General features: G+C 35.8%; 20 protein-coding genes. 18 read left to right on the forward strand and 2 right to left on the reverse strand.

The window, feature by feature from the left end:
* Positions 1-11: 11 nt before the first annotated feature.
* Together TY49_RS20830 and TY49_RS20835 are read left to right on the forward strand one after the other, a co-directional pair.
* A complete protein-coding gene (locus TY49_RS20830) occupies positions 12-1,712 on the forward strand; it encodes a cell wall-binding repeat-containing protein (protein ID WP_041967821.1) in 1,701 nt (566 codons plus the stop codon).
* 269 nt (positions 1,713-1,981) lie between these two features.
* Positions 1,982-2,374 carry a hypothetical protein gene (locus tag TY49_RS20835; RefSeq protein ID WP_041967822.1) on the forward strand — a complete coding sequence of 131 codons (393 nt, stop codon included), beginning with the start codon at positions 1,982-1,984 and terminating at the stop codon, positions 2,372-2,374.
* Positions 2,375-2,407: 33 nt separating this feature from the next.
* On the opposite strand, the gene TY49_RS24015 is transcribed toward TY49_RS20835, so the two are convergent.
* Entirely contained in the window at positions 2,408-4,387 is a 1,980-nt protein-coding gene (locus tag TY49_RS24015) for a cell wall-binding repeat-containing protein (RefSeq protein ID WP_052442256.1), read from the reverse strand.
* Positions 4,388-4,502: 115 nt separating this feature from the next.
* Positions 4,503-5,306 (reverse strand): SGNH/GDSL hydrolase family protein, encoded by an 804-nt coding sequence (locus tag TY49_RS20845; RefSeq protein WP_041967823.1) that lies wholly within the window; start codon positions 5,304-5,306, stop codon positions 4,503-4,505.
* A gap of 221 nt (positions 5,307-5,527) precedes the next feature.
* On the opposite strand from TY49_RS20845, the gene TY49_RS20850 reads away from it, so the two are divergent.
* The 16 genes from TY49_RS20850 (at position 5,528) to TY49_RS20935 (ending at position 25,791) form a co-directional block, all read left to right on the forward strand.
* Positions 5,528-6,268, forward strand: coding sequence for a YveK family protein (locus TY49_RS20850; protein ID WP_041967824.1), 741 nt, complete (start codon positions 5,528-5,530; stop codon positions 6,266-6,268).
* A complete protein-coding gene (locus TY49_RS20855) occupies positions 6,258-6,962 on the forward strand; it encodes a CpsD/CapB family tyrosine-protein kinase (RefSeq protein WP_041967825.1) in 705 nt (234 codons plus the stop codon). The genes TY49_RS20850 and TY49_RS20855 overlap by 11 nt, the downstream gene beginning before the upstream one ends.
* Positions 6,963-7,060: 98 nt before the next feature.
* Positions 7,061-7,825: a tyrosine-protein phosphatase gene (locus tag TY49_RS20860; RefSeq protein WP_041967826.1), complete on the forward strand. Its 765-nt coding sequence runs from the start codon at positions 7,061-7,063 to the stop codon at positions 7,823-7,825.
* Positions 7,826-8,170: 345 nt separating this feature from the next.
* Positions 8,171-9,991, forward strand: a complete 1,821-nt coding sequence (locus TY49_RS20865; protein WP_041967827.1) for a polysaccharide biosynthesis protein — start codon at positions 8,171-8,173, stop codon at positions 9,989-9,991.
* A 17-nt stretch (positions 9,992-10,008) separates the two neighbouring features.
* Entirely contained in the window at positions 10,009-10,890 is an 882-nt protein-coding gene (gene galU / locus TY49_RS20870) for a UTP--glucose-1-phosphate uridylyltransferase GalU (protein WP_041967828.1), read from the forward strand.
* A gap of 320 nt (positions 10,891-11,210) precedes the next feature.
* Positions 11,211-12,326 (forward strand): DegT/DnrJ/EryC1/StrS family aminotransferase, encoded by a 1,116-nt coding sequence (locus TY49_RS20875; protein ID WP_156972743.1) that lies wholly within the window; start codon positions 11,211-11,213, stop codon positions 12,324-12,326.
* Entirely contained in the window at positions 12,326-12,967 is a 642-nt protein-coding gene (locus TY49_RS20880; RefSeq protein WP_041967830.1) for a sugar transferase, read from the forward strand. Before TY49_RS20875 ends, TY49_RS20880 begins: the two co-directional genes overlap by 1 nt.
* On the forward strand, positions 12,968-13,606 hold the full coding sequence (locus TY49_RS20885) for an acetyltransferase (protein ID WP_041967831.1): 639 nt from the start codon (positions 12,968-12,970) through the stop codon (positions 13,604-13,606).
* Positions 13,607-13,654: 48 nt separating this feature from the next.
* On the forward strand, positions 13,655-14,959 hold the full coding sequence (locus tag TY49_RS20890; protein ID WP_041967832.1) for a glycosyltransferase family 4 protein: 1,305 nt from the start codon (positions 13,655-13,657) through the stop codon (positions 14,957-14,959).
* Positions 14,960-15,034: 75 nt separating this feature from the next.
* Positions 15,035-16,897: a heparinase II/III domain-containing protein gene (locus TY49_RS20895; protein ID WP_041967833.1), complete on the forward strand. Its 1,863-nt coding sequence runs from the start codon at positions 15,035-15,037 to the stop codon at positions 16,895-16,897.
* A gap of 24 nt (positions 16,898-16,921) precedes the next feature.
* Complete coding sequence (locus TY49_RS20900) at positions 16,922-18,142, forward strand: nucleotide sugar dehydrogenase (RefSeq protein WP_084135565.1); 1,221 nt, start codon at positions 16,922-16,924, stop codon at positions 18,140-18,142.
* Positions 18,143-18,161: 19 nt separating this feature from the next.
* On the forward strand, positions 18,162-19,259 hold the full coding sequence (gene wecB, locus TY49_RS20905) for a non-hydrolyzing UDP-N-acetylglucosamine 2-epimerase (RefSeq protein ID WP_269745783.1): 1,098 nt from the start codon (positions 18,162-18,164) through the stop codon (positions 19,257-19,259).
* Positions 19,260-19,416: 157 nt separating this feature from the next.
* Positions 19,417-20,496, forward strand: coding sequence for a glycosyltransferase (locus TY49_RS20910; protein ID WP_041967835.1), 1,080 nt, complete (start codon positions 19,417-19,419; stop codon positions 20,494-20,496).
* Between the two features lie 5 nt (positions 20,497-20,501).
* Positions 20,502-21,713 (forward strand): glycosyltransferase family protein, encoded by a 1,212-nt coding sequence (locus TY49_RS20915; RefSeq protein WP_041967836.1) that lies wholly within the window; start codon positions 20,502-20,504, stop codon positions 21,711-21,713.
* 1,359 nt (positions 21,714-23,072) lie between these two features.
* A complete protein-coding gene (locus TY49_RS20930) occupies positions 23,073-24,236 on the forward strand; it encodes a glycosyltransferase (RefSeq protein WP_041967839.1) in 1,164 nt (387 codons plus the stop codon).
* Positions 24,237-24,369: 133 nt separating this feature from the next.
* Positions 24,370-25,791, forward strand: coding sequence for an oligosaccharide flippase family protein (locus tag TY49_RS20935; protein ID WP_041967840.1), 1,422 nt, complete (start codon positions 24,370-24,372; stop codon positions 25,789-25,791).
* Position 25,792 lies beyond the last annotated feature (1 nt).

The raw sequence follows: 25,792 nt of genomic DNA on the forward strand, positions 1-25,792 counted from the left end.
GGGCGTTAATATTGAAGGCGTTTTTAAAAGTGTTATCTACAGCCACAGTCGTTGCAATGGTGTCCACTTCGTTATCGATTCCATTCGTAAGTGCCGATGAAAGTCTCCTGAAAGACCGAATGGACGAGAGAAAAAACTTTGTGATTCAGCAGTTGGAGCAGCAAAGTTCACAATCTTATCAATTACAAAGCCAATCACTTTCCTCGCAAACTGTCGTGACTGAGATTGAATATAAACAGCAGATTGACTATAACCAGATTCACGAGTACTTTTTTACCACAAGAGGCGGTGAATTCACTGTAGAAGCACTTCATGGAAATGCTGATGACCCTTTTGGTCCCGATTACTTTATCTACGAAATGAACTCAGAGGAAATAATTGAACCTATAGATTATGATACATTCGAATTGTCTGAGGGAGCTTATTATCTTGTGGTGATGGGCTACTCTGAAGAAAAGGAAAGTTATCAATACCGTGTAAAGGGTGAATTCTCAAATGCACCGGACTCTGTATTGCCAAAATTGACGGTGAACAATCCAGCCTCAGCAGATACCAGGCTTCCTAAGGATTCAGCACCTAATTATCCGGTCTCTGGAAGTTCAGATGCTGTTAAGCTTAATGTCACCCTCAATTATGAGCAGGAAGTCGCTTTAAAAGCACCTGGTTTATTTAAGTGGGATCATTTAGTCCTGGGACAGGGATATAACTTCTTAACCTTCGAGGCGATGAAATTAGGTGGAAATAAGGTTATTTCATTTTATTCTGTTACTCTGCCGGGAGTATCAAGAATCCAGGGGAATGACCGATACCATGTGTCAAGCAATGTAAGCCGGACTCTAAGGTACTGGGGCTATGGCAGCGGAACAGTAGTTATTACGAGGGGGGACTTATACCCCGATGCAGTTTCAGGCGGTCCACTTGCATTTACAGAGGACGCACCAATCCTGTTGACGAATCCTAAGTCCCTTCCATACTCAGTGATGACAGAACTTGAAAATATTCAGCCTGAACGGGCGATCATTCTTGGGGGACCAGCTTCAGTATCTCCTGATGTGGAAGAACAGTTGGAAGACCTTGGGATAGAGGTAGATCGAATCGGAGGAAATGATCGTTATGCTGTTTCTGCTAGCATTGCAGAAAGAGTGGCAGATCAATGGGGTGAAGGTACAGCCATCATTGCCAGCGGCGAAGCATTCCCGGATGCCCTCTCAGCCTCTACGATTGCAGGTCCATCAGGAATGCCGATCCTGTTGGTAAAGAAGGACGGCGTGCCGGCACCTATTGAAACGTTCATTAAAAATAATCCAAACATAGAAAACTTCATTATCATTGGTGGTCCTGCTGCAGTAAATGAATCAGTAGCCACAAAATTGAAACGCATACGCTCGGGTGCAGAGGTCGAACGCATTGGAGGAAGTGACCGCTATGAGGTGTCTGTCAATGTAGCCAAATACGGGATAAATAATCTTGGCATGGATGCTAGTACCCTGACATTCGCCCGTGGAGACCTATTCCCAGATGCGCTTTCGGGAGCACCTCTGGCAAACATGTTCTATGCGCCGGTCATCCTTACACCTGCGAATAAAATGCATAGTAAGGTGAGTGCATTCCTGACAGCCAAAAGCAGTGAAATCGATAATATATACATCCTTGGCGGTACCGGAGCGATTTCACCGGATATAGAGAAGCAATTGAACAGATTTATTAAATAACACAAAAGTCCTTCTCTACACGGGAAGGACTTTTCATTTTGTATCAAATACCGCTAATCATACATGAATAGAAAAATTGAAGCCGTTTCTTGTTTTTATAAATGGACGAGCCGGTATTGATTAAATAAGAGGACCTACATCGGACCTAGATTGTTCTTCACACCAACATGGACAAAAAAAGAAAATAACCCTCTATTAGCAGGTAGTTGATGATGATATAGTAATGGAGTAGATATGAAACTGGCAAAATTCGGAAAGGAAGAACGTTAATGAAAAAAATACTGCTGGCCATTATATTAGCTGCTCCCACATCTGCTGCACTGATCACCTTCTACGGCTATTTAACATTTGGTGCAAGCCAGGAGACAGGGCATTATGATTATAACCCCTATCAGGATACAATTCTGATTCTAACGGTCTATCAGATTCCTTTCTATTTAATACTCGGCATTCCTACAACGTTATTGATTGACTTGATTATCAAAGAAGCAAAAATAAATAAGTATGCTTATATACTACAATTCGTTCTATATACTATATCCTCTGTAATTGTTTCATCAACTATGTTTACTATTGGGTATCAAGGCTGGCTTGTTTTCGCAATAGCGGTACATACTTATTTCCATATCCTATATTTTCTAAGGCGATTGATGAAAAAATGAGTGCGAGGTCATCCTCACACTCATTTTTTAGTATTATCTCATCAAGCTTTGAAGCGTCTTTTCTGTAGACTCTGTTGATTGTGTGTTGAGTTTGAGTTCCACACCTTTGGCAGGATCAAGCTGTTCAAGTGCATATTTTTGAAGTCCTGTGCTGCTGACTTCAAGTAAAGAAAGGACATATAGCTTTCCGTCTTTCTGATATATCGCTTCTAGTTCCCCATTAAGCTGGTAATAACGGTTAAACATAAAGTCAGAGTAATCATGCTTGAAGATAAAGCTGCTGATGCCTGTGAAAAATCTGTTCCGGTCAAGGTCGAAGGCCAAATCATCGTATGGGAACAACAGCTCGGCAGCATAGTCTAAATTCCCTTTGAATACATGGCCCATATTATTAAATAGATATTTTCCATCAGGAGAAACTTTGATGTTTGTAATAGTATGGAAATCGCCTAAATCATAATCACCATGGTATGGAGAATCTTTTTCCCCTGTGATCATTCCTCCTGAAATATAATATTCGCTTATATCACGAGGAGATAGACCTGTATCAATAGAATATATTTTGCTCTGGTTAGGGCTTAATTCAAGATAGCCCTGCTGGTAGATTCTTTCCCCTGATAGTTCTTCGCCCGTTACTCCTGAGTAGCTTTTTAGCTCCGTCCACTGGCCGGACCCGCCGGAAACATAAATGAAACCTTCTTGGTCGACAACTATATCAAATGGATCAAGCGCAATTTCGAATTCCTTCTCCAGCTTGAATTGTTCTGCATTTACGATGGCAATTCCGCCTGATTGATCATCGAACCAATAATCATCATGCTCTCCATGAACGAGCGTAACATAGACCTTGTTGTTCGCAACATAAAGCTGTTCTGGCATGTCGTTGAATTTGATAGATTTCTGCTCCCCTGTTACATAATTATAGGAATGCAGACTATTATCGTCATCGCTTAAAGAATATAAAACTGGTCTTGTCGGGTCCATCGCAGAAGCAATGATATTTTGCCCGAAGGTTTTCAATACTTTTGAATCCGGGTGAAAGCTCAAGTCGATTGCGGTTTTAGTTGATACAGCTTTCTCTCCGCCAAGTATGAAATATCCCCAATAACGGTTCTTGTTGAAATAATCTAATGTAGCCGATACTGGAGTATCAGGATGGGTTAAGATAATATTCGCGTCGATTTTGTGGGATAACCCAGCTCCGGCGACTGCATCAGGGTATTCCTCACTTGTTGGGCTTGTACTGATTCCGCGTACGATAATGACATGATTACCCAGGGAAGGGTCAGCCGCCGCAAGGTTAGTCATATATCGGTTGCTGCCAGCGATCCTCGTCACCTTTTTCCCTTGGTTCTGCAGGTACTGGGCAACCTGTTTTCCGACTACGCCTTCTCCGCCATAGATCAGGACTTCTTTAATATTGGCTGGCAAATTGACTGGCAGACTCGTTTTGTTCGCAAGGTAAATTGGAATCTGGTTAATCGCTGAGTTGCTTGAAGCGGATAAAGCATCAGCAACTGCAAAGCCGTTGACGACGATTGCTTTAGTTCCCAATGAACTTCCGGCTTTCTTATTGATATTAGCCGCGGTCTCAAAACGGTTGTTCCCGTTCACTCTAATCGTATTAAGTTCCAGCTTGTCCAGTGTGGCTTCAACTGTAATGCTGATGGCAGCAGTGCCACCTAAAATATAAACATTCGCAGCACCTAAGCGGTCAATCTCATCAATGACAGATTGAGAGATTTTATTAGGGTAGGTAAGCAGGATAGGCGCATCTAAAGCACCTGATAAGGAAGCTGATGATAAGGCATCCGCTGGATTATCAGCCCGTGCCAGGATGACTGCATCTGCCTGCTCCCAGCCCATATTCGAAATTTGTACAGAGGTATCAACCCGGTTCGAACCGGCAACCCTCTCGTAATTTGCTGCCGCAGACGCTTGATAGGAAGTGGCAACAAATCCAGTCAGTGTTAGTAAAAATACTAGTAAAGCAGAAAACTTGATTTTCGACAAAATAAGACCCCCATTTTTTATTTTTCTTCCATAACATTCCTTTTATCGACATGTACGCAGAAAACTTAAATAAAAAATGCCCTTCCAAATGAAAGGGCATTGATCTCGATATTAGTTAATTCTTAGCAACCAAATAATCCAGCATATATTGAGCCCAAAGTTCATGTCCTTTTTCATTAGGCGAGCCATTGGTCAAGTAATCATTCATTTCTTGTGAGTCCAGCTCTGGCCATGCTGTCCAGTGGTCCAGGTATGGAATGTCGTTTTCCTCAGCATATTCCTTCAGTGCATCTACCTGTAGTGGGTAATACTTCGCATTATATAAAGGATTAGGAGGAGTCAGGATTACCACTGTATTGGCACTTACATCTCCAATATGATCTAAAACCCGCTGGACATTTATCAATGAATTTTCCGCACCAACACCATTGGTATTATCATTCAAAGTGAATGGTTCGAAAATAATTAAGTCAGCTTCAGCCGCTACCAGTTCTTCCTGATGGTTTTCCTGAACAAAATTCAGGGAAGTGGTCTCATATTTCAATATTTCAACAATCAAGTTCTCATCACCGAATGCTTCCGTCAGTCCATCCTTCGTCTGGTAAGCCCAGCCGTTTGGTTCCTCTCCTAATGCGTTGGATCCGACAATCAGCACCTTATATTCTTGTCCTTCTTCTTGAGCCTTCTTGAAGGTTTCTACAGCTTCTACGGGCCAGTTTTTAGTTAGAGATAGGAGCCCGACTTCCTGTCCTTGTGTATCTTCGCTCTTTGCTTTGCTTTTCTCAGCAGGTTTTTCAACCGCCTTCGTTACACTAGCTCCGTCCACCTTGACAGCAGTCTTGTTGCTCCAGTGAATATTCCCCCACAGCAAGACTCCTCCGCATATGATTGCCAGTAAAGTAGTAAGAAATGGTTTCATAACAACCTCCAAATATATTTATTTAACCAACTGGTATAACTTTAAACCTTGAAAATAATTCCAATGCTCAAAAAACTCTTTCCGCTAATTACATATCCTGTTAAATTAAGTATAAGGTTAGTAAAATTACAATATCATTAAAATTATGACAAGAAAATCCAAAAAAAACAACAATTTATGATATAATACTGAGGTTTAATTCAGAATTAATGGAGGAGCAAATGGAAGAGACTATCAGCTTAAAGGAATTAATGCAGACATTGAGGAAAAGATTGAATTTGATTTTAGTAGTGACATTGATTGCAGTTTTAATCAGCGGGATCATCAGTTTCTTTTTCCTGACACCTATATATCAGGCATCTACACAAATATTAGTTAATAAGACAAAGGATGACCAGGCGGCGTATAGCGTCGGCGAGGTACAGACGAACTTGCAGTTAATTAATACGTATAACGTCATCATCAAGAGTTCAGCTATTTTAGAATTAGTAAGCAAAGAGCTGGATTTAGATATGACAGCAAACGAACTAATGGGGAAAATTAACGTACAAAGTGAGCAGAATTCCCAGGTTGTAAATATAACTGTTCAAGACCAGGATGCTAAAATGGCTGCGGATATTGCAAATAAAACGGCAGAAGTATTTCAAAGAGAAATCGTCACTCTCATGAATGTGGACAATGTCAACATCCTTGCAAAAGCAGCAGTAGTTGAAAATCAATCACCGATCAAACCGAAACCACTTCTAAACATCGCGATTGCATTGGTTGTCGGTTTAATGGCTGGTGTAGGAATCGCGTTCCTGATCGAATATCTCGATAACACAATCAAGACAGAACAAGATATCGAAAAGGTCCTTGGCATGCCAGTGCTCGGAGTTGTCGCTACAATCAGTGATACGAAGGAAAGAGCCAGCCGCCAGGAAAGCAATAGCAGGGTAAGAGGTGAGTCGCATGGTAAATAAAAAAAGCACGAAGAAAAAACTAATGGATAATAAAAGGAAGTTGGTTACGAAGCTGGATCCTAAGTCCCCAATCTCTGAGCAGTACAGGACGATCAGGACGAATATCCATTTTTCTTCTATTGATAAAGAGATCACTACATTAATGGTGACATCGACAGGGCCAGGGGAAGGGAAATCGACTACCGCGGCAAACCTTGCCGTTACCTTTGCACAGCAAGGCAAGCAGGTCCTTATTGTCGATGCCGATATGAGGAAGCCGACAGTGCATTATACCTTTAACCAGACAAATTCTGTAGGCTTAACAAGTGTATTAACAAATCAGACTCCTTTGCTGGATGCGGTGAAACTAACGGATGTTGCCAATTTGATGGTGCTTTCAAGTGGTCCGATCCCGCCGAACCCATCTGAGTTATTGTCTTCTAGAGCAATGAAACAGTTCATTGAGGATGCATCGAAGAATTTTTCGGTGATTTTATTCGATACTCCGCCAGTATTGGCAGTAACAGATGCACAAATCCTTGCGAATCAGTGTGATGGGACGATTCTTGTTGTTAGCTCTGGAGTAACTGAACAAGATCAGGCGCTAAGAGCGAAAGAAATGCTCACTTCCGCAAAGGGTAAGCTGCTGGGAGTTGTCCTGAACAATAAAAAGATGGACGGAAAAGAACAATATTATTATTACGGGGCAAACTGACACGATTCGACAAAATCATCCCCTTGTAGGTATGTTGATAGAATGCTAGTATTAGAAAAGTCATAGAAAATTTACAGTTAAAAGGAAGGAGAATAGCGATGATTGACATACATTGTCACATATTGCCAGGAATTGACGATGGTGCCCAAAGCATGGAAGATACCATCAAAATGGCCCGTGCAGCAGTAGATGAAGGTATTCATACAATTATCGCCACTCCTCACCATAAAAATAGCAAATATGATAATCCGAAAGAGTTCATTCTTCCTATAGTAGAAGAAGTGAACACGGTCCTAAATAACGAGGGAGTCGATTTGAAGGTCCTTCCCGGACAGGAAGTTCGGCTCTACGGTGATGTGATTGAGGGTATTGAAAAAAATGAATTATTGAGCTTGAACAATACTCAGTATTTATTCATTGAATTCCCTTCGAATCATGTGCCAAGGTATGCAGAAAGACTTTTGTTCGATTTGCAATTGAAGGAAGTCACGCCGATCATTGTCCATCCTGAGAGAAATCAGGAAATCATCGAGCGTCCAGAGGTTCTATACAATCTCGTCAAAAAAGGCGCGCTGACACAAGTGACAGCATCGAGCGTGAGCGGTCACTTCGGGAAGAAAATCAGGAATTTCTCCTATCAACTGATTGAAGCCAACCTTACCCACTTTATCGCTTCTGATGCCCATAATGTTGGGAACAGAGGGTTTAAAATGGCTGAAACGATGGAACTAATTGAATCAAAATATGGAATCGACCTAGTCTACTACTTTCAAGAGAATGCTGAATTATTGGTTCAAGGGAATCATGTCTATCAAGAAACTCCGGAACCAGTAAAAAAGAAAAAGTTCCTCGGAATTTTTTAGCCTACATCCAGAATCAACATATTGAATGTCAGTGAGACTGACCGGCGATGCCTCCTGCCCGATACCCACGGGGGCACTCGATCATGCTGTGGGATACAAACGTGTACTCCTTAGACACTTCGGTTGTCAATAGTGTGGTGTGAGGGTGGGTTAGATGCCCATTGTTTGCCTATAGGGGGGAATTCCCCCTATAGGTTTTTAAAAAATGAAAGTTGAATTTAATTGGAAATAAGAATAATAAATATCTGATGAAAGTACATGTCTGGACGTGGGTTTTCATTAGATATTTATTTTTGTCAGTCAGCCTTTAGTGTAGTAGAGCGTTAATAATAGAGGGGGAATACGATGAGTTATCATAAGCGTCTGCTTTTTTTAGCCGGTCTTGATTCGATAATTGTTTTATCCGCAATTTACTTAAGTTACATACCACTTCATCCATCACTTGAAACCTTCAGTTATGAACATCTTTTTTTGAGTGCGATCGTTTTGGTCAGCAGCTATCATTTATTTGCATCATTTCTTCAGCTATATAACAAAGCATGGGAGTATGCGAGTATCGGAGAATTGGTCGGAATCTTCAGAGCAGTAACACTTGCAATTCTTACAGTTGCGATGTTCCAATTCGCATTCAATGTTCCTTTTTACGGGAGAGTGCTTTTTAGTGCCTGGTCCGTTCTTATATTGACAATTGGCGGTTCTCGTTTCTTGTGGAGAGTCTATCGTGACAGATACATCAAGCCAGATGATAATACGAAGCGAGTATTAATCGTCGGTGCCGGACAAGCAGGTACTTTGCTGGCAAGGCAACTGAAGAACAACCCCGAACTTGGAATGGTGACAGCGGCATTTATAGATGATGATTCAAGGAAATTTAAGCTGCAGGTATTAGGCATTCCGGTCGCAGGAACTTCCAAAAATATTGTGGAGGCAGTTGAAAAGTACCGAATTGATCGAATTGTCATTGCGATTCCTTCATTAAAGAAAGAAGAGTTAAATCGTATCTTTGCAGAGTGTGCAAAAACCAATATAAAGACACAAATCATGCCGAAAATCGAAGACGTCATGCTTGGCAAGGTAGCAGTAAGCCAATTCCGTGATGTAGAGGTTGAAGATCTGCTTGGGCGTGAACCAATCAAGCTGGACATTGAGGGTATTTCTGAATATGTTTCAGGCAAAACGGTCCTTGTTACCGGAGCGGGAGGCTCGATCGGATCAGAAATCTGCCGCCAGATTTGCCAATTCAATCCTGGTAAGCTAGTGCTCGTTGGTCATGGTGAAAACAGTATCTATACAATTGATATGGAACTGAGAAACCAGTATGGACAGGCTATTGAAATTATCCCGGTAATTGGTGATGTACAAGACCGTGACCGTATGTTCGAAGTGATGGAAGAGCATAAACCGGATGTCGTCTATCATGCAGCGGCGCATAAGCATGTGCCTTTAATGGAGTACAACCCTAGAGAAGCAGTAAAGAACAATGTGTTCGGAACGAAGAATGTTGCCGAAGCCGCCGATACATTTGGTGTCGGAACATTTGTCCTTGTGTCTACAGATAAAGCAGTAAACCCTACAAATGTCATGGGGTCGACTAAGCGGATTGCAGAGATGATCATCCAAAAACTCGATCAGCACAGCAAGACAAAATTCGTCGCTGTCCGTTTTGGTAATGTACTTGGCAGCCGAGGCAGTGTCATTCCTCTATTCAAGAAGCAAATTCAGGCTGGCGGGCCGGTTACGGTTACCCACCCTGATATGACAAGATATTTTATGACCATCCCTGAAGCGTCTAGGCTGGTTATTCAAGCTGGTTCACTTGCTCGCGGTGGGGAGATATTTGTGTTGGATATGGGTGAGCCAGTAAAGATTACTGACTTGGCTAAAAATCTAATCAGATTGTCTGGTTATACTATAGAAGAAATCGGAATCAGGTACTCTGGCTTAAGACCTGGTGAGAAAATGTTTGAAGAGCTGTTGAATGAAAAAGAAATTCATCCAGAGCCTATTTTCCCTAAGATTTTTATTGGGAAGGCTGTGCTGGATCAGGAAGAGGAAATTAGTTATCTTCTGGAGCGATATGAGAATTTCACTTCTCCGCAGCTGAAAGAGTATGTGATTAATTTGGCTAATCGGAAGAAGAATAAGATTTTTTTGGTTGCGAAGTAATTAGGAGGTAAAAGTAAATGAAGAAAGTTAGAAAAGCGATCATTCCGGCAGCAGGATTAGGCACACGTTTCCTTCCAGCAACGAAGGCAATGCCGAAAGAAATGTTGCCGATCGTTGATAAGCCGACTATCCAATACATAGTTGAAGAAGCAGTTGCTTCAGGTATTGAGGATATTATCATTGTTACAGGTAAAGGAAAGCGCGCGATAGAAGATCACTTTGATTTTGCGCATGAACTTGAGCAGAATCTTTTTGAAAAGGGTAAGTTGGAGATTCTTGAAAAGGTTCGTTATTCTACAAACCTGGCTGATATCCACTATATTAGGCAAAAAGAACCTAAGGGGCTTGGGCATGCAGTATGGTGTGCGCGTAACTTTATAGGGGACGAGCCTTTTGCGGTGCTGCTCGGCGATGATATTGTGCAGAGTGAAACTCCGTGTTTACGCCAGTTGATTGAGCAATATGAAGAAACTCATTCCTCAGTGATTGGTGTGCAAACGGTGCCGGATAGCGAGACACATCGCTATGGAATTGTTGAGCCTTCTATTCAAAGTGATAGAAGATATCAGGTTGAGAACTTTGTAGAGAAGCCTTCACCTGGGACAGCGCCTTCGAACCTAGCGATTATGGGGAGATATGTACTTACTCCTGAGATTTTCATGTTCCTGGATCAAATGGAGACTGGTGCTGGTGGAGAGATTCAGTTGACGGATGCGATTCAGAAGTTGAATCAGATCCAGAGGGTGTTTGCTTATGATTTTGAGGGCAAGAGATATGATGTTGGGGAGAAGATTGGGTTTGTTAAGACAACTGTAGAGTTTGCGCTACAGAATGAAGAGCTTCGGACTGAGTTGCTGGATTATCTTAATGAGGTAATGTCGAAGGAAAAAGTTAAATAATTTTTTTGGTACCCGGGTTCATATAGAGTTTGACATGGACTCGGGGTGTTTTTTTGAGGTTTGAGCTCCTGAGATTGCTTATTTGAGTGGTTTATATAGTAGGAAGAAACTCGGTTTTGAATTGATTATGAAATGAATATCTAATACGTATTTGTATGGTTGAGTGAATAGATATTACGAGGTAGCTATTACTAGTAGATACTAATTTAGTAGTTTAGTAGTTGGTTGGAATTGAAGAATAACAGATTCTAATTAAGTCCTATTCTACTAAAATATTGACTTAACAAGGAAAGGAAGTCTAGAAGATGGAGACGACAAAAGTGAAAAAAAGAATATTCCTCTCTTCACCACATATGAGTGATGAGGGTTATGAAATGCAATATGTAAAGGAAGCTTTTGAAACAAACTGGATTGCCCCCCTTGGTGAGAATGTCAATGGATTTGAAAGGGAGCTGGCGGAAAAAGTTGGTTCTAAAGCAGCTGCGGCACTATCCTCTGGAACAGCTGCTATTCATTTAGCCCTCAAAGCAGCAGGAGTTAGAAAAGGAGATATTGTATTCTGTCCAACGCTTACGTTCTCTGCTACTGCAAATCCAATCATCTATCAAAATGCGATTCCTGTATTTATCGATAGTGATTATGAAACTTGGAATATGAGCTCAAAAGCATTAGAAGAAGCTTTTGAAAAGTATCCTGAAGTAAAGGCAGTACTGGTCGTCCATCTATACGGTTTGTCAGCAGATATGGACAAAATCATGGAGATTTGTAAGAAGCATAACGTAGCGGTAATTGAAGATGCTGCTGAGTCTCTAGGTACTTACTATAAAGGTAAGCATACTGGAACTTTTGGTGACTATGGCATCTTCTCTTTTAATGGAAACAAGATTATCACTACTTCTGGTGGGGGAATGCTAGTTTCTAATAATGAAGAGAGAATTGCTAAAACAAGATTTTGGGCAACTCAATCCAGAGATCAAGCAAGACATTATCAACATAGTGAATTAGGGTTTAATTATCGAATGAGCAATGTGGTTGCAGGGATTGGTAGAGGACAGCTTAAAGTGTTAGATCAAAGAGTTGCCCAAAAGAACTACATTTATGAATTCTATAAGAGAGAACTTGGTGAACTTGAGGGTGTTGAGTTTATGCCTGGAAACGAGTGGAATGAACCTAATTACTGGTTAAGTGCAATGGTTTTAACTGGAACGGTTAGACCAATTGATGTTATGGAGGCTCTTGAGCAAGAGAATATCGAGTCAAGACCTGTTTGGAAACCAATGCATATGCAGCCATTCTTCGAGAAATATGATTATGTTGGTGAAGGTGTATCGGAGAAATTGTTTGAAAATGGAATTTGTTTGCCATCTGATACAAAGATGACGGATGAGGACTTAGAAAGAGTTGTAAAGATTATTAAGGGGTTGTGGTTAAAGTAATGAATAATTCCAAAGGTGGTATTTATAGGAGATTCATAAAAAGACCGATGGATTTCATACTGTCATTAATCGCTATTAGTGCTCTTAGTCCGATACTTCTAGTAGTTGCAATTCTTGTTAGAATAAAATTAGGAAGCCCTGTTCTTTTTAAGCAAAAGAGGCCTGGGCTTAATGAAGAGATTTTTATGATGTATAAGTTTAGGACTATGACGGATGAAAGAGATAATAAAGGGGAGTTACTACCTGATAGCGTTAGGTTAACGAAGTTTGGTAGGTTACTACGTTCTACATCTCTTGATGAACTACCGGAACTTTTTAATATCTTGAAGGGTGATATGTCTATTATTGGTCCAAGGCCATTATTAGTGCAATATTTGCCGTTGTACAACAATCATCAAAAACGACGTCATGAAGTTAGACCGGGGCTATCTGGTTTAGCTCAGGTTTGTGGTAGGAACTCAATTAGTTGGGTAGAAAGGTTTAACCTAGATGTGAAATATGTAGATAACGTGAGTTTTATTAGTGATTGGAAGATTATTTTTTCTACTATTAAAAAGGTTTTTGTTAGGGAAGGCATTAACTCAGAAACAGCCGCAACTATGGAACCTTTTAAAGGTAATTTTAAATCGGAGGAAAAGTAAATGAAAGATATTGTAATAATTGGAGCAGGTGGATTTGGAAGAGAAGTTGTGTGGCTGATTGAAGAAATTAATAAAGTGAAATTAAAATGGAATATATTGGGTTTTGTTGATGACAATGAGGAGCTTCAAGGAACAGAAGTGAATGGATATAAAGTTGTTGGTAATATAGAATGGCTTAATAAACAAGAACTAAATGTAGTAAGTGCTATTGGAGATCCTATTATAAAGAAGAAGGTAATTGGAAGGTTAAAGGGCAGTAAGAACACATATCCAGTCATAATTCACCCAAGTGTAATTTACTCTGATAGGGTGACATTAGGAGAAGGGTCAATTGTATGTGCTGCAAACATTCTAACAACTGATATAAAAATTGGAGAACATGTAATAATTAATCTGGATTGTACTATTGGTCACGATTCAATATTAGGTGATTATACAACAATTCTCCCGAGTGTAAATGTATCTGGGTTTGTAGAAACAAAAGATTGTGTAAGTATTGGAACAGGTTCTGCAATAATTCAAGGTGTAACGATAGGAGAAAATACTGTTGTAGGGGCAGGTGCAGTGGTAGTAAGAGATTTACCTCCAAATTGTACTGCTGTTGGAGCACCAGCAAAACCTATTAAGCTCCATGAATAGTATTATTATAGATTATAAATTTGCAGAGTTTAACTGAGGTGGTAGGAATTGAAGAAAAAAATTTGGTTGTTAAATCACTATGCGACCGATATGTACAAAAACCGAGGAGGACGGCATTATTGGTTTGCAGAGAATCTTATTAAACAAGGATACGATGTAACGGTCTTTTGTGCGAATACTTATCATAACAAATCAGAATATATTGATACAAAAAATAAGAAGTATGCTACCGATACTGTGGATAATATTCCTTTTGTCTTTGTAAAGACCACAACGGCTTTAGGAAATGGGATTGATAGAGTAAAAAACATGGGATTATTTTATTTTAACCTATTCTCTGTCGCAAAAGAATATGTAAAGTTACAAGGTAAACCTGATATTATTCTTGCTTCAAGTGTGCACCCATTAACAATGGTTGCAGGAATTCAGATAGCTAAGAAACTTAATGTTCCATGTATATGTGAGGTGCGGGATTTATGGCCGGAAGCAATATTTTCATTCAATAAGGCCAAAGAAAGAAGTTTACTAGGACGATTATTAACAGCAGGCGAGCATTGGATTTATAAAAAGGCGGATGCTCTTATTTTCACAAAAGAAGGGGATACTGACTATATAATTGAAAAAAAATGGGATACTGGACAGGGTGGAGATATTAATCTTGATAAATGTTACTACATCAACAATGGAGTTGATATAGGAGGATTTGAAATATCTTCTAATGAAAATAAGGTTGAAGATGATGATTTACATGCTGATAAGTTTAATGTGATTTATGTTGGAGCGATACGACCGGTTAATAATGTTGGTAATATCCTCGATGCGGCATCAATATTAAAGCATGATGAAGATATTCAGTTTTTGATTTATGGTGATGGTAATCAAAAGGATATGCTAGATAAGAGAGTTGCTGAAGAAAAGCTAACCAATGTTAAAATGAAAGGCTTTGTAGACAAACGCTCGATACCTTATATACTAAGCAGATCATCAGTAAATATTCTTAACTATTCTCAAACACAATACAATTGGGCTAGAGGAAATAGTTCCAATAAATTATTTGAATATATGGCTTCAAGTAAACCAATTATTTCAACAGTGAAAATGGGTTATTCAATATTAAATAAGTATAAATGTGGAATTGAGTTAGAAATAGATAATCCAGAAGAATTGGCTGATGCAATTTTAGAAATAAAAAATATGTCTAAAAATCAATATAATAAGATGGGGCAAAATGCCAGGAATGGCGCAAAGGATTTTGATTTTAAGAAACTAACTATGAAATTGGTTGATGTGATAGATAGTGTTGATATAAACAAAGAAAAAGAGGTTTCTACGAAATATAAGAATGTAATTTAAAAATCAACAATATATAGTTGTTATATTTAATGGTATTGTTGAGCTAAATAAAAATATGGAAAATGAGGTATTGCAATGATTGGTTCATTAATAACTGAATATGGGATGCCGTGGGTTTTTTACCGCTCACTCTATTCGGCAAAGCTGAAGATGATGAGAGCAATACCAATTACCGAAAAAATATATGAGAAAAAAGTTTTAGTCAAAAGAATAGATATTTTTAAACTAGAAACTAAACCTATTGAAGAATTTCTGAAGAGATTGTCGGAAGATAAGCAGATGGAAATTGTGCTGCTAGCCGATAATGCAATAGAAGGTAAAATAAAGGGTTTTTCCTCAGTAGAACTTGATTATGGTAGCCCTATAAACTGGCATTTTAATCCTATCACAAAAAATGAGGTTGATAAATCTTTAAAGTGGTATCAAATTCCGGACTTTGATCCAGAACGAGGGGATATAAAAGTCATTTGGGAAGCTTCAAGATTCACCCATTTTTTTTATTTTATTAGGGCATATATGATTACTAAAAATAGAAAGTATTTTGATGCATTTTCCAATCAACTAAATTATTGGTTACAAGAAAATGTATATCCTTATGGTTCTAATTATAAATGTGGTCAAGAAGCGACATTACGAATGATTAATGTATTGATTACTTATTCCGCATTTAAATCATATGGACTGGTAACCTCTAAAGATGATGAAAATGTTCGACACCTTGTAGAAGGGAGCTATAAAAAGATCTTATCAAATTTTTTCTATGCCCATAAGTGTATTAAGAATAACCATACCCTTTCTGAGATTACTGGTTTAATAATCGGAGCTTGGGCTTGTGGTAATGATAAAGGATTGAAAAGAGCCTATGTATTGCTTGATAAAGAGATTCAAAATCAGTTTCTTCAGGATGGGGGATATATACAATACTCATTTAATTATCAACGATTCGCACTTCAAATAATGGAATTCGTTTTAAATATTAGTAATCAAACTAAGATTCAAATATCCAATCGAAGCAAAGAATTAATAAAAAAGAGTGCTTACTTGATATATCAATTGCAAGATCAAACTGGCGATGTCCCTAATTATGGATCAAATGATGGAGCTTTGATATTTCCGGTGACATCTTGTGGTTATAGGGATTTCAGGCCAGTTGTAAATACAATTATCTCCTTAATTGAAGGGAAAAGGATATTTGAGAACGGTGATTATGATGAAGAGCTAATGTGGTTTGGAAAAAGGAATATGGAAGACTTATCAACTACCACAGTTGATAGAAAATCTGCATCTTTTAATGAATCAGGCTTTTATTCTTTAAGACATGACAATGGGTTTTTAATGACTGTATTACAAAATTATGAGACTCGTCCTGCACAGATGGATCAACTTCACATTGACTTATGGCATAGAGGAATTAATGTATTTTGTGATAGTGGTACATACTCTTATGCAACTGATATTGGTAAAAAGATGGCCCTAACAAGAGCTCATAATACTGCTGTGATACAAGGCAGGGAGCAAATGAAAAAACATGGCCCTTTTCTAATCTATGATTGGACCATGCGTGGAAAAGTAGAGTATGATGCTGATAGTTTTATAGGGACAATGAATTCTAAAAATAATTATTCACATACAAGAAGAATTAAAAAAAATGAGCTTGGTTACTTGATAACTGATTCTGTTGTAGGAGTTGGAGAAGTTTGTGAATTTTATTTTCACACTCCTTGTGATGTAATAAAAGTAAAAGATGGGTTTGAGCTTTATAAAAATAATAAGCCTATATGTAGTGTAAGAGCGGTAGGGGATATAGAAGTTAAAAAGGCCTATAGAAGCCTATATTATTTAAAGAAAGAAGAAATAAACTGTGTAGTTGTTAGTACTAATATGATTGATAAAAATTGCAGTTTGGAGCTCTTGATAGAGTTAAAAGATACAAACTAAAAAACCAGAAGGGAAGTTATACAAATGATTAATGTAATTGGATTAGGATATATAGGATTACCCACAGCACTTATGTTTGCAAAATCTGGAATTAAGGTAGTTGGAACTGACTTCAATGAAAAATTAGTTAATTCTTTATGTCAAGGTGAGCTTACATTTGAAGAGGAAGGACTGGAAGAACTTTTTCAAGCAGCTAATGGGAATGGGATTAAATTTACAACCGAATATCAGAAGGCTCATACTTATATTATTGCAGTTCCAACACCATTCCTTAAAGATAGTAAGAAACTTGATCCGAAGTATGTAATTTCTGCTGTCAATAGTGTTCTTGATGTTTGTGAAAGAGGGGCTGTACTAATTATTGAGTCAACAGTATCACCGGGAACAATCGATAAATATATACGCCCTGAAATTGAAAAAAGAGGCTATGTTATCGGTGAAGATGTTCATTTGCTGCATGCTCCAGAAAGAATTATTCCCGGAAATATGATCTACGAGCTTGAACATAACTCAAGAACAATTGGTGCTGATAATGAAGAGATAGGTGAGAAGGTTAAGGGACTTTACGCAAACTTCTGTAAAGCTGAAATTGTTGTAACTGATATAAGATCAGCGGAAATGTCAAAGGTAGTTGAAAATACTTATCGTGATATCAATATTGCCTTTGCAAATGAGTTAGCTAAGATTTGCCATACAGACAATATGGATGTTTATGAGATTATTAGAATAGCAAATATGCACCCACGAGTTAATATTATGCAACCAGGACCAGGAGTTGGAGGTCATTGCATCTCTGTGGATCCATGGTTCTTAGTTGGGGATTACCCAGATTTAACAAACCTCATTTTGGCAGCTCGAAAAATTAATGATTCTATGCCAAGACATGTATTAGGACTAATCAGAGATATCATGAGAGAGCATGATATTAAAGATATATCAAAAGTTGGTCTATACGGTTTAGCTTATAAAGAAAATGTAGATGATACAAGAGAAAGTCCAACTCTTCAATTATTAGAAAGAATGGATGAGCACTTGGCATTTGGAGTAAAGGTATATGACCCGTTCGTAAAAGAAAGAATTGTAGACCACCAGTTTATGAATTTTGAAGACTTTTTAAATGAAATAGAAATTCTTGTTGTTATGGTGGGACATGATCACATTAAAAACAATATGGATCTCATCAAGAACAAGATTGTTCTTGATACTAAAAATATTAGTTCTTTTGAAGGTGTCTATAAATTATAAGTAAAGTAGGTAGAAAAAGTTGAAGAAAAAAGTAATGGTTGTTTTTGGGACAAGACCTGAAGCTATTAAGATGTGTCCTCTTGTCAAAGAACTAAAAAATAGAGATAGTTTAGACACTATTGTATGTGTTACAGGTCAACATCGAGAAATGCTAGATCAGGTATTAAATGCATTTAGTGTCATACCAGATTTTGATTTATCAATTATGAAAGCGAAGCAAACGCTATTTGATGTTACCGTCAATATTCTTGAAAAAATGAAAGAAATCTTGGAAGAAGTAAAGCCAGATGTGGTGTTAGTTCATGGTGATACATCGACAACTTTTGTTACATCATTAGCATGTTTTTACTTGCAAATTCCTGTTGGACATGTTGAAGCAGGGCTTAGAACTTACAACATCTATTCACCATATCCCGAAGAATTTAACCGTCAGGCAGTTGGCATTATAGCAAAGTATAATTTTGCCCCAACTGATATGTCTAAAGAGAATCTTTTAAAAGAAGGGAAAAGTCCATCAACAGTATATGTAACAGGTAATACTGCAATTGATGCACTAAAAACTACTGTAAGGGATGATTATTCTCATGAACATCTAGATTGGGCAGCAGATAGCCGACTTATTATGATAACAGCTCATCGTAGGGAAAATCTAGGTGAGCCAATGAAAAATATGTTTAAAGCCATTAAAAGAATTATTGATGAACATCCAGATATTAAAGCAATATACCCTATTCATATGAACCCGGTTGTAAGAGAGTCTGCCAATGAAATTCTTGGAAATAGTGATAGGGTAAGGATTATTGAACCCTTAGATGTCTTGGACTTCCATAATTTTCTATCGAAATCATATTTAATTTTGACTGATAGTGGTGGTATTCAGGAGGAAGCCCCAAGTTTAGGTAAACCAGTGTTGGTTATGCGTGATACCACGGAACGTCCAGAAGGTATAGCTGCAGGAACGCTCAAATTAGTAGGTACAGAAAAAGAAGATATCTATAAATCTTTTAAGCTATTACTTGAAGATAATCTTGCATATGAAAAAATGAGTCTATCAAGTAATCCTTATGGAGACGGTCAAGCAAGTGTACGGATCGCGGATATACTGGAAGAAAATTAGTAATTGCGATGTGGGTTAATGAGGTTAAGAGGGTGTCCTCCAGAAAAAATTGATTTAAAAGATTCCATTTTATTATAACTAATTAAAATTATAAGCTTACAAGAAACTATTGAATACTATAGATTGATAATAGTAAAAGATTTTTAGGAGGAGAGTAATGAAGGTAGGTTTAGTTTTACCAGCAAATATTTTACATGCACCCTATTTGGAATATTATACAGAGATATTAGATGATGAAAATATAAACTATAATATTATTTACTGGAACAAAGTAAACTTAGATGAGAATGTTAAAAATTCAATTGCATTTAATCATACTTGTTCCTATGATTCAGGTAATGTAAAAAAGTTAATAGGTTATTATCTATTTTCGAGGTTTGTAATTAGAGAAATTAAAAGGCGGAACTATGATAAGCTTATTATCCTTGTTCCACAAATTGGGCTCTTTTTAGCAAATTATTTAGAAAAACATTATAAAAATAATTATATACTAGATATAAGGGACTATAGTAAGATGAATAGATTTGCTGGGAAATATAATGCAATTATTAAGAACTCTAATTTCACAGTGATTTCTTCTGAAGGCTATAGAAAGTGGTTACCTAGTTTCGACCGATACACCATATCACATAATGTCTTTATAAACCGACTCCAACAAGTAGAGGACTTGAACTCTAACTTAAAAAATAAAAATGAAATTGTGTTCAGTAATATTGGGTCAATTAGACACTATGAAGAAAACATAAAGATATTAGATATGTTTAAAAATTCTACTAAATTCCAGTTGCGTTATATAGGAACTGGAATTTGTGAAAAAGATTTAGAATTGTACTGCGTAAACAATAAAATAAACAATGTATATTTTCACGGAAGATATAGTAGAGAAGAAGAGTTGGATTTTTATTATAAAAGTGATCTTATAAACTTAATTATGCCAACCAAGGATTTGGGTCCCCAGACTTCAATGTCAAATAGGCTTTATAATGCTTGTGTTGCCAAACGTCCCGTAATAATATCAAATAATAGTTATATGTCTAATTTGGTACAGGAGTATAATTTAGGGTTAGTGGTTGATATAGAATCAGATAATCTTGAAGAAAAAATTAATAGTTATATTAGTTCATTTAACTATGAGACTTATAAATTAGGTTGTATTGAGTTCTTGAACAGAGTACAAATTGAGGAAGAAAAATTCAAAAACAATTTAAAACAGTTTCTTGTTGAACAAGCAGGGTGATTGCAATGAAAATTTTATACATTACTTCAACGTTAACTAGGGAAGCTAATTCGGCATCAATTAGAAATATATCGCTAATAAATGGACTCGTTAAGAATGGTGCTGAAGTTGATGCTTTAACTATAGATTGGCCAATGGACATTATTGATGATTATTTAGAATCTATTATTTCTAAAAAGGTAAATATATATAGAGATAAATTGTTTATTTTAGATAAGTATTTTAATAATAAACTAAAAAAAGGGATGTACGTTGAACATAATGAAAATGTAAGAAAAAAGATTTATAAATTGGTGAAAAGCATAATAAGGGACATTTTGTTTTTTCCAGAAGTTGATAAAGAGTGGATAAAGAATTATAATGAACAACTGAATTTCAAGGATTATGACTATATAATCTCGTCTTCAGATTCGAAAACTGCACATTTTGTTGCAATGAAAATAAAAAAGAAGTTTAATACGGTAAAGTGGGTCCAAATCTGGGGTGATCCTTGGGCTGAGGATATAGGTATAAAAGGTTTGAGTAAGCTAAGAGCTAAGAATGCCGAAAAAAGATTATTGAAATTAGCAGATAAAATCTTTTATGTGTCATTACCAACTCTAAGACGTATGGAAAAGGAGAATATTAATTATTCTTCAAAAATGGGTTATATACCTAGAGGTTATTTGCAGAAGGTTAATAGTGAAAAACAAATTTCCTCTGATTGTTATGTAATGTCGTATACCGGTGTTATAAGCTATGGAAGAAATATAATGAATTTATTAAAAGCTATTAAAGCATTTAACTCAAAGTCCGTAAGGAAATTCCAGTTGGAGATATATGGTGTTTGTGATGATGAAACAAAAAAACAGCTAAAACAATACGAAGATTTTGTTAATTGGAATCAACCTGTAAGCTATAAAAAAATTATAGATGTCTACAAAAACTCAGATGTATTATTGTTTCTCTCAAATAAAAAAGGTGCACACCAGATTCCAGGGAAATTGTATGACTATTTTGGTACAAACCGAAGTATTCTAGCTGTTGTTGATGATTTGAAAGACAATGTATCTAAGTTTATTCATGATACAGGTAGAACAGTGATAGTTAGAAATGATGAAAATGAAATTTTATCTAAACTAAATTTATTAGAATCTGAAATACTAGAAGGAAATAAAAAGGCACTTGTTGATTATAGTGATGAATGTATCGCAAGGGAACTTTTAAATAGTATATAGGAGATTTTATATGCTCTCAAATACGAATAAAAAATCACTCTTATTATATATGATAATCACTTGGATATTTCTAAGTATATTATCTGCAGTTTTTGTGAATATAAGTATATTCATATTCGGGTTATTATTAAACTTAATTGCAAGCATTTCACTGAATAAAAGTTATAACAAATCTTTATTATTCCAAAAGGTTTTTTTATAAGCTTAATAATAATAATTTTTATATATTGTGTATCTATAGTTCAGTATGATTCACCTTACTATAAGGGTGGTTCAGATGATTTAACCTATGAGCTAGATGCATACGAAGTAGTAGAAAATACAGGTTTTTTTAATTACTCAGATATTAGGGGAAATATAGTAACAAAATATCATAATTCTGTTGGGTATATTTATGTTGTCAGCTTAATTATGCGCTTTTCTAACCTTGTAGGAGAGTTTCATACGTTATTGCCTAGGATATTTAATGGATTCCTCGTGGGGTTGATAAGTGTATTAGCTTTTAGTATCTCAACCAAATATCTAAATTTAAACAATAAAAACTCTAAGATACTAGCTTTTATTATAGGAGTTTTTCCTATATTAGGGTACACAGCTGCCCATACTTTTAGAGATATAATGTTAGTTTTTATTATCATATGTACCTTTTATTTGTGGTCACAATTTAAAAGAAATAATTTTTTTGGCAAGCTTCTGACCGTTATAGTAACTGTTGCTTTTATAGTTATTTCTCTAGAGATTAGAGCGGTTGTCGCATATTATTTATTAGTAATTCCATTTTTATTTATACTTAGGTACAGTAAGTTAAATATAAGATCTATAACTCAGTCTTTAATTTTACTTCTAATATTATATGTGCTTTTTTATGAAGAGTTTATACTCTTTTTTTACAATACGTATGGTAGGTATAGCGAATACTTAGTTTCAGGGGCAGATGGATTAAGCAATCTAATATTTAGTATGGATTTATTTCCATTTGGTATTATTTTTAGAACAGCGTATGCATTTATTACTCCGTTTCCTAATCTAGAACAAATAGAAAGCTTGTGGCTAAGCATAGGTACAATATTTCAATTATTATTTTTGCCATATTTATTTATAGCTTTTAAAAATAACAAATATTTTGAGTTGAAGATAATTTTTGTTTTGATATTTATAAGTATTATTACCACCACCTTTACATTTAGACATATAGTTATGTATTTACCATTTGCAATACTTTTAAGTGGACAAGCATACTTTGAAAGTGGAAGAGAGATAAAGAAAACAGTCCTAATAATAAGTTACACTATATTCATCTTCCTTTTTATTTTCTATTCGATCATAAAATATTTTTAAACTAGAAGATAAGGAGTTCCTATGCATATTTTAATCATCCCTTCATGGTATTCATCAGATGAAAACCCAGTATTGGGCTCTTTTTTTAAGGAGCAGGCAATTGCTTTAAAAGATAATGGATTTAAAATTACTGTCGCATATACAGAAACGAAAAGTATGTTTAGTAAAGATGTTTTTGACTTTTGTAAATACGGATATAAAAAAAGTTATGAAACTGATGTATCTACCTATAGATACAAAGCACTTAACTATTTGCCTTTAATAAAAAATGGGACGAATTTTATCATTTATAAAAAGTTAGATCTTCTTCTGAAAAAGATAATTGAAGATAGGGGAAAGCCAGATGTAATACATTTACATTCTTTTGTCGGTGCAGGATATGCAGTTGAGAAATTAAGCCGAAAATATAAGATCCCTTATGTAATAACTGAGCACCACACTGGATTTTCTAGAGGTATTTTTTCTGAAAACCAGTTATCAGTATTAAAGAAAGTACTAGAACAATCAGAAGAAATTATTGCAGTTGGTAGGGGCTTATACAATGATTTAAAAGAATATACAAGTAAAGAGATAAGTATTATACCAAATATGGTTGATATAAATAAATTTAAAAAAATGGACATCTACAAAAAAGATAATAATTGTTTTTACTTTTTATCAGTGGGTTTCCTTACTTATAAAAAAGGATTTGATATATTAATTAAAGCATTAAGTAGACTTAATATGTTAGATGTTAAACTCCTAATCGGCGGGGATGGGGAGGAAAGGGTGCACTTGGAAAACCTTGTAAAAGACCTTGGTCTTGAGGAACGTGTAGAATTTCTAGGCGCACTTTCTAGGGAAGAGGTAAATAAATACATGAATGTATGTGATGCTTTTGTCTTACCAAGTAGACACGAGACTTTTGGAGTTGTTTTTATTGAAGCATTAGCAGTCGGTAAGCCAATTATTGCAAGTTCGTGTGAAGGACCATTAGACATCGTAAATGAGAATAACGGATTAATTGTGCCTATTGAAAATACAGCAGAATTAGCAAAGGCAATGAAGTATCTATTTTTCAACAGAAAAGAGTATGATGAGGTTAAAATTAGAACGGATTGTATTAATAAGTATAGTAATGAGGCAGTAATTGAGAAGTTAGCATCACTATATCAAAGAGTCTTAAAAAAGAATAGCTATAATTAAGTTACATGTAAAAATTTTTCAACCTTAATTACCTGATACCATCTTAAAGATTTTGTCTCAGTAATTAAGGATTTTTCTAATAACAAGTTAATAACTTATAATAGCGTTTAGTTTCGAGAAAGGAAAAATTTGAGTGAACGTATTATTAAAAAAATTCTTGTCTTTCTCTTATGGTAAATGGGTAGGTTTAATTATAAGTTTTTTATTAACACCAATACTTACCCGCATTCTTGATCCAAATCAACTAGGAATAGCATCAATGTTTACCTTAGCTTTAGAAGTCCTATTGGTTATTTCACTTTTGGGTACAGATCAAGCTTATGTTAGATTTTATTACGAAGAGAATGAAAAGAAAAGAAATCTACTATTAAGAAATAGTCTGAAAATCTCCCTGTTTGTATATTTTATTGTCACTGTGTTAGTTTTTATTTTTAAAGAGTCAGTTTCTGTATTTTTGTTAGGTGAATATTCTCCCAAAATAATTTACTTACTACTGATATGTTTGCTTTTTAATATTATCTATAGGTTTGGAAGTTTATCGATCCGGATGCAACAAAAGGGAATGTTATACTCTTTGTTGCAAATTGCTAATAAACTTATTAACTTTGTAATGGTTATTTTCTTATTTTATATTATTGGGTCGCAATACGAAATAATGATTTATTCAACGGTTATTACCTTTGTTAGTATTAGTTTACTATCTATATTATTAGATAAGTATAGTTGGACTATTTTAAAAACTACCAATGTTAATTCTAGGCATTCAAGAAAAGAAATGCTGCAGTATGGATTTCCAATTATGCTTACTACTTTAATAGGAATGTTGTTTCAGGTTGTTGATAGATTAGCGTTAAAAGAATTAGCGAATTTTACTGAATTAGGACTATATGTTGCAGCTTTTAAAATAATTGCCTTACTGACTATAATTCAAACTTCATTTTCCGTTTTTTGGGTACCAGTTGCTTTAGAGACCTACGAGAAAAAACCGGAAAATAAGGCTTTCTTTAAGAAAGCTTTCACAATAGTATCATTTATTATGTTTATTTTAGCACTATTAATTATTGCATCAAAAGACTTTATTGGTTTATTGCTAGGTAACAGTTATAGTGGAGCTGCGATGTTAATGCCATTTTTAGTATTTATTCCTATTATGCGTACAATTTCTGAAGTCACAGTAATGGGAATAACCTTTAAGAAAAGGGTGAAGCTAAATTTAATTATCGATATAACTACACTCCTTGTAAATGGATTGGGTAACATATTATTAATTCCTATTATTGGTGCCAAAGGCGCTGCAGTATCGACAGGTATCTCATATATACTGTTCTTTATATTAAGAACTTTTATTTCTGAACGCTTATATAAAGTAGAGTATAATCTTAAACTAACTTACTCAATAATTATTATATTGTTCTTTTACGCACTTTATAGTACCTTTTACGTTTGGTCTATTTATAATATGCTAATAGCTGTCTGTATATTATTCTTTATCCTAATTTCATATAGCAAACCAATGATTCCTATTTTGAATACATTGTTAAATAAGAAAAAGTAAG

This window comes from Mesobacillus selenatarsenatis SF-1 (assembly GCF_000813125.1).
In the GTDB taxonomy this organism is placed as follows: Bacteria; Bacillota; Bacilli; order Bacillales; family Cytobacillaceae; genus Mesobacillus; species Mesobacillus selenatarsenatis.

Excerpts from the sequence above, each read along its gene's own strand:
- TY49_RS20835 (WP_041967822.1), top strand. The coding sequence starts at position 1,982 with ATGAAAAAAATACTGCTGGCCATTATATTAGCTGCTCCCACATCTGCT.
- TY49_RS20845 (WP_041967823.1), bottom strand. The coding sequence starts at position 5,306 with ATGAAACCATTTCTTACTACTTTACTGGCAATCATATGCGGAGGAGTC.
- TY49_RS20850 (WP_041967824.1), top strand. The coding sequence starts at position 5,528 with ATGGAAGAGACTATCAGCTTAAAGGAATTAATGCAGACATTGAGGAAA.
- TY49_RS20855 (WP_041967825.1), top strand. The coding sequence starts at position 6,258 with ATGGTAAATAAAAAAAGCACGAAGAAAAAACTAATGGATAATAAAAGG.
- TY49_RS20860 (WP_041967826.1), top strand. The coding sequence starts at position 7,061 with ATGATTGACATACATTGTCACATATTGCCAGGAATTGACGATGGTGCC.
- TY49_RS20865 (WP_041967827.1), top strand. The coding sequence starts at position 8,171 with ATGAGTTATCATAAGCGTCTGCTTTTTTTAGCCGGTCTTGATTCGATA.
- galU (WP_041967828.1), top strand. The coding sequence starts at position 10,009 with ATGAAGAAAGTTAGAAAAGCGATCATTCCGGCAGCAGGATTAGGCACA.
- TY49_RS20880 (WP_041967830.1), top strand. The coding sequence starts at position 12,326 with ATGAATAATTCCAAAGGTGGTATTTATAGGAGATTCATAAAAAGACCG.
- TY49_RS20885 (WP_041967831.1), top strand. The coding sequence starts at position 12,968 with ATGAAAGATATTGTAATAATTGGAGCAGGTGGATTTGGAAGAGAAGTT.
- TY49_RS20895 (WP_041967833.1), top strand. The coding sequence starts at position 15,035 with ATGATTGGTTCATTAATAACTGAATATGGGATGCCGTGGGTTTTTTAC.
- TY49_RS20900 (WP_084135565.1), top strand. The coding sequence starts at position 16,922 with ATGATTAATGTAATTGGATTAGGATATATAGGATTACCCACAGCACTT.
- TY49_RS20910 (WP_041967835.1), top strand. The coding sequence starts at position 19,417 with ATGAAGGTAGGTTTAGTTTTACCAGCAAATATTTTACATGCACCCTAT.
- TY49_RS20915 (WP_041967836.1), top strand. The coding sequence starts at position 20,502 with ATGAAAATTTTATACATTACTTCAACGTTAACTAGGGAAGCTAATTCG.
- TY49_RS20930 (WP_041967839.1), top strand. The coding sequence starts at position 23,073 with ATGCATATTTTAATCATCCCTTCATGGTATTCATCAGATGAAAACCCA.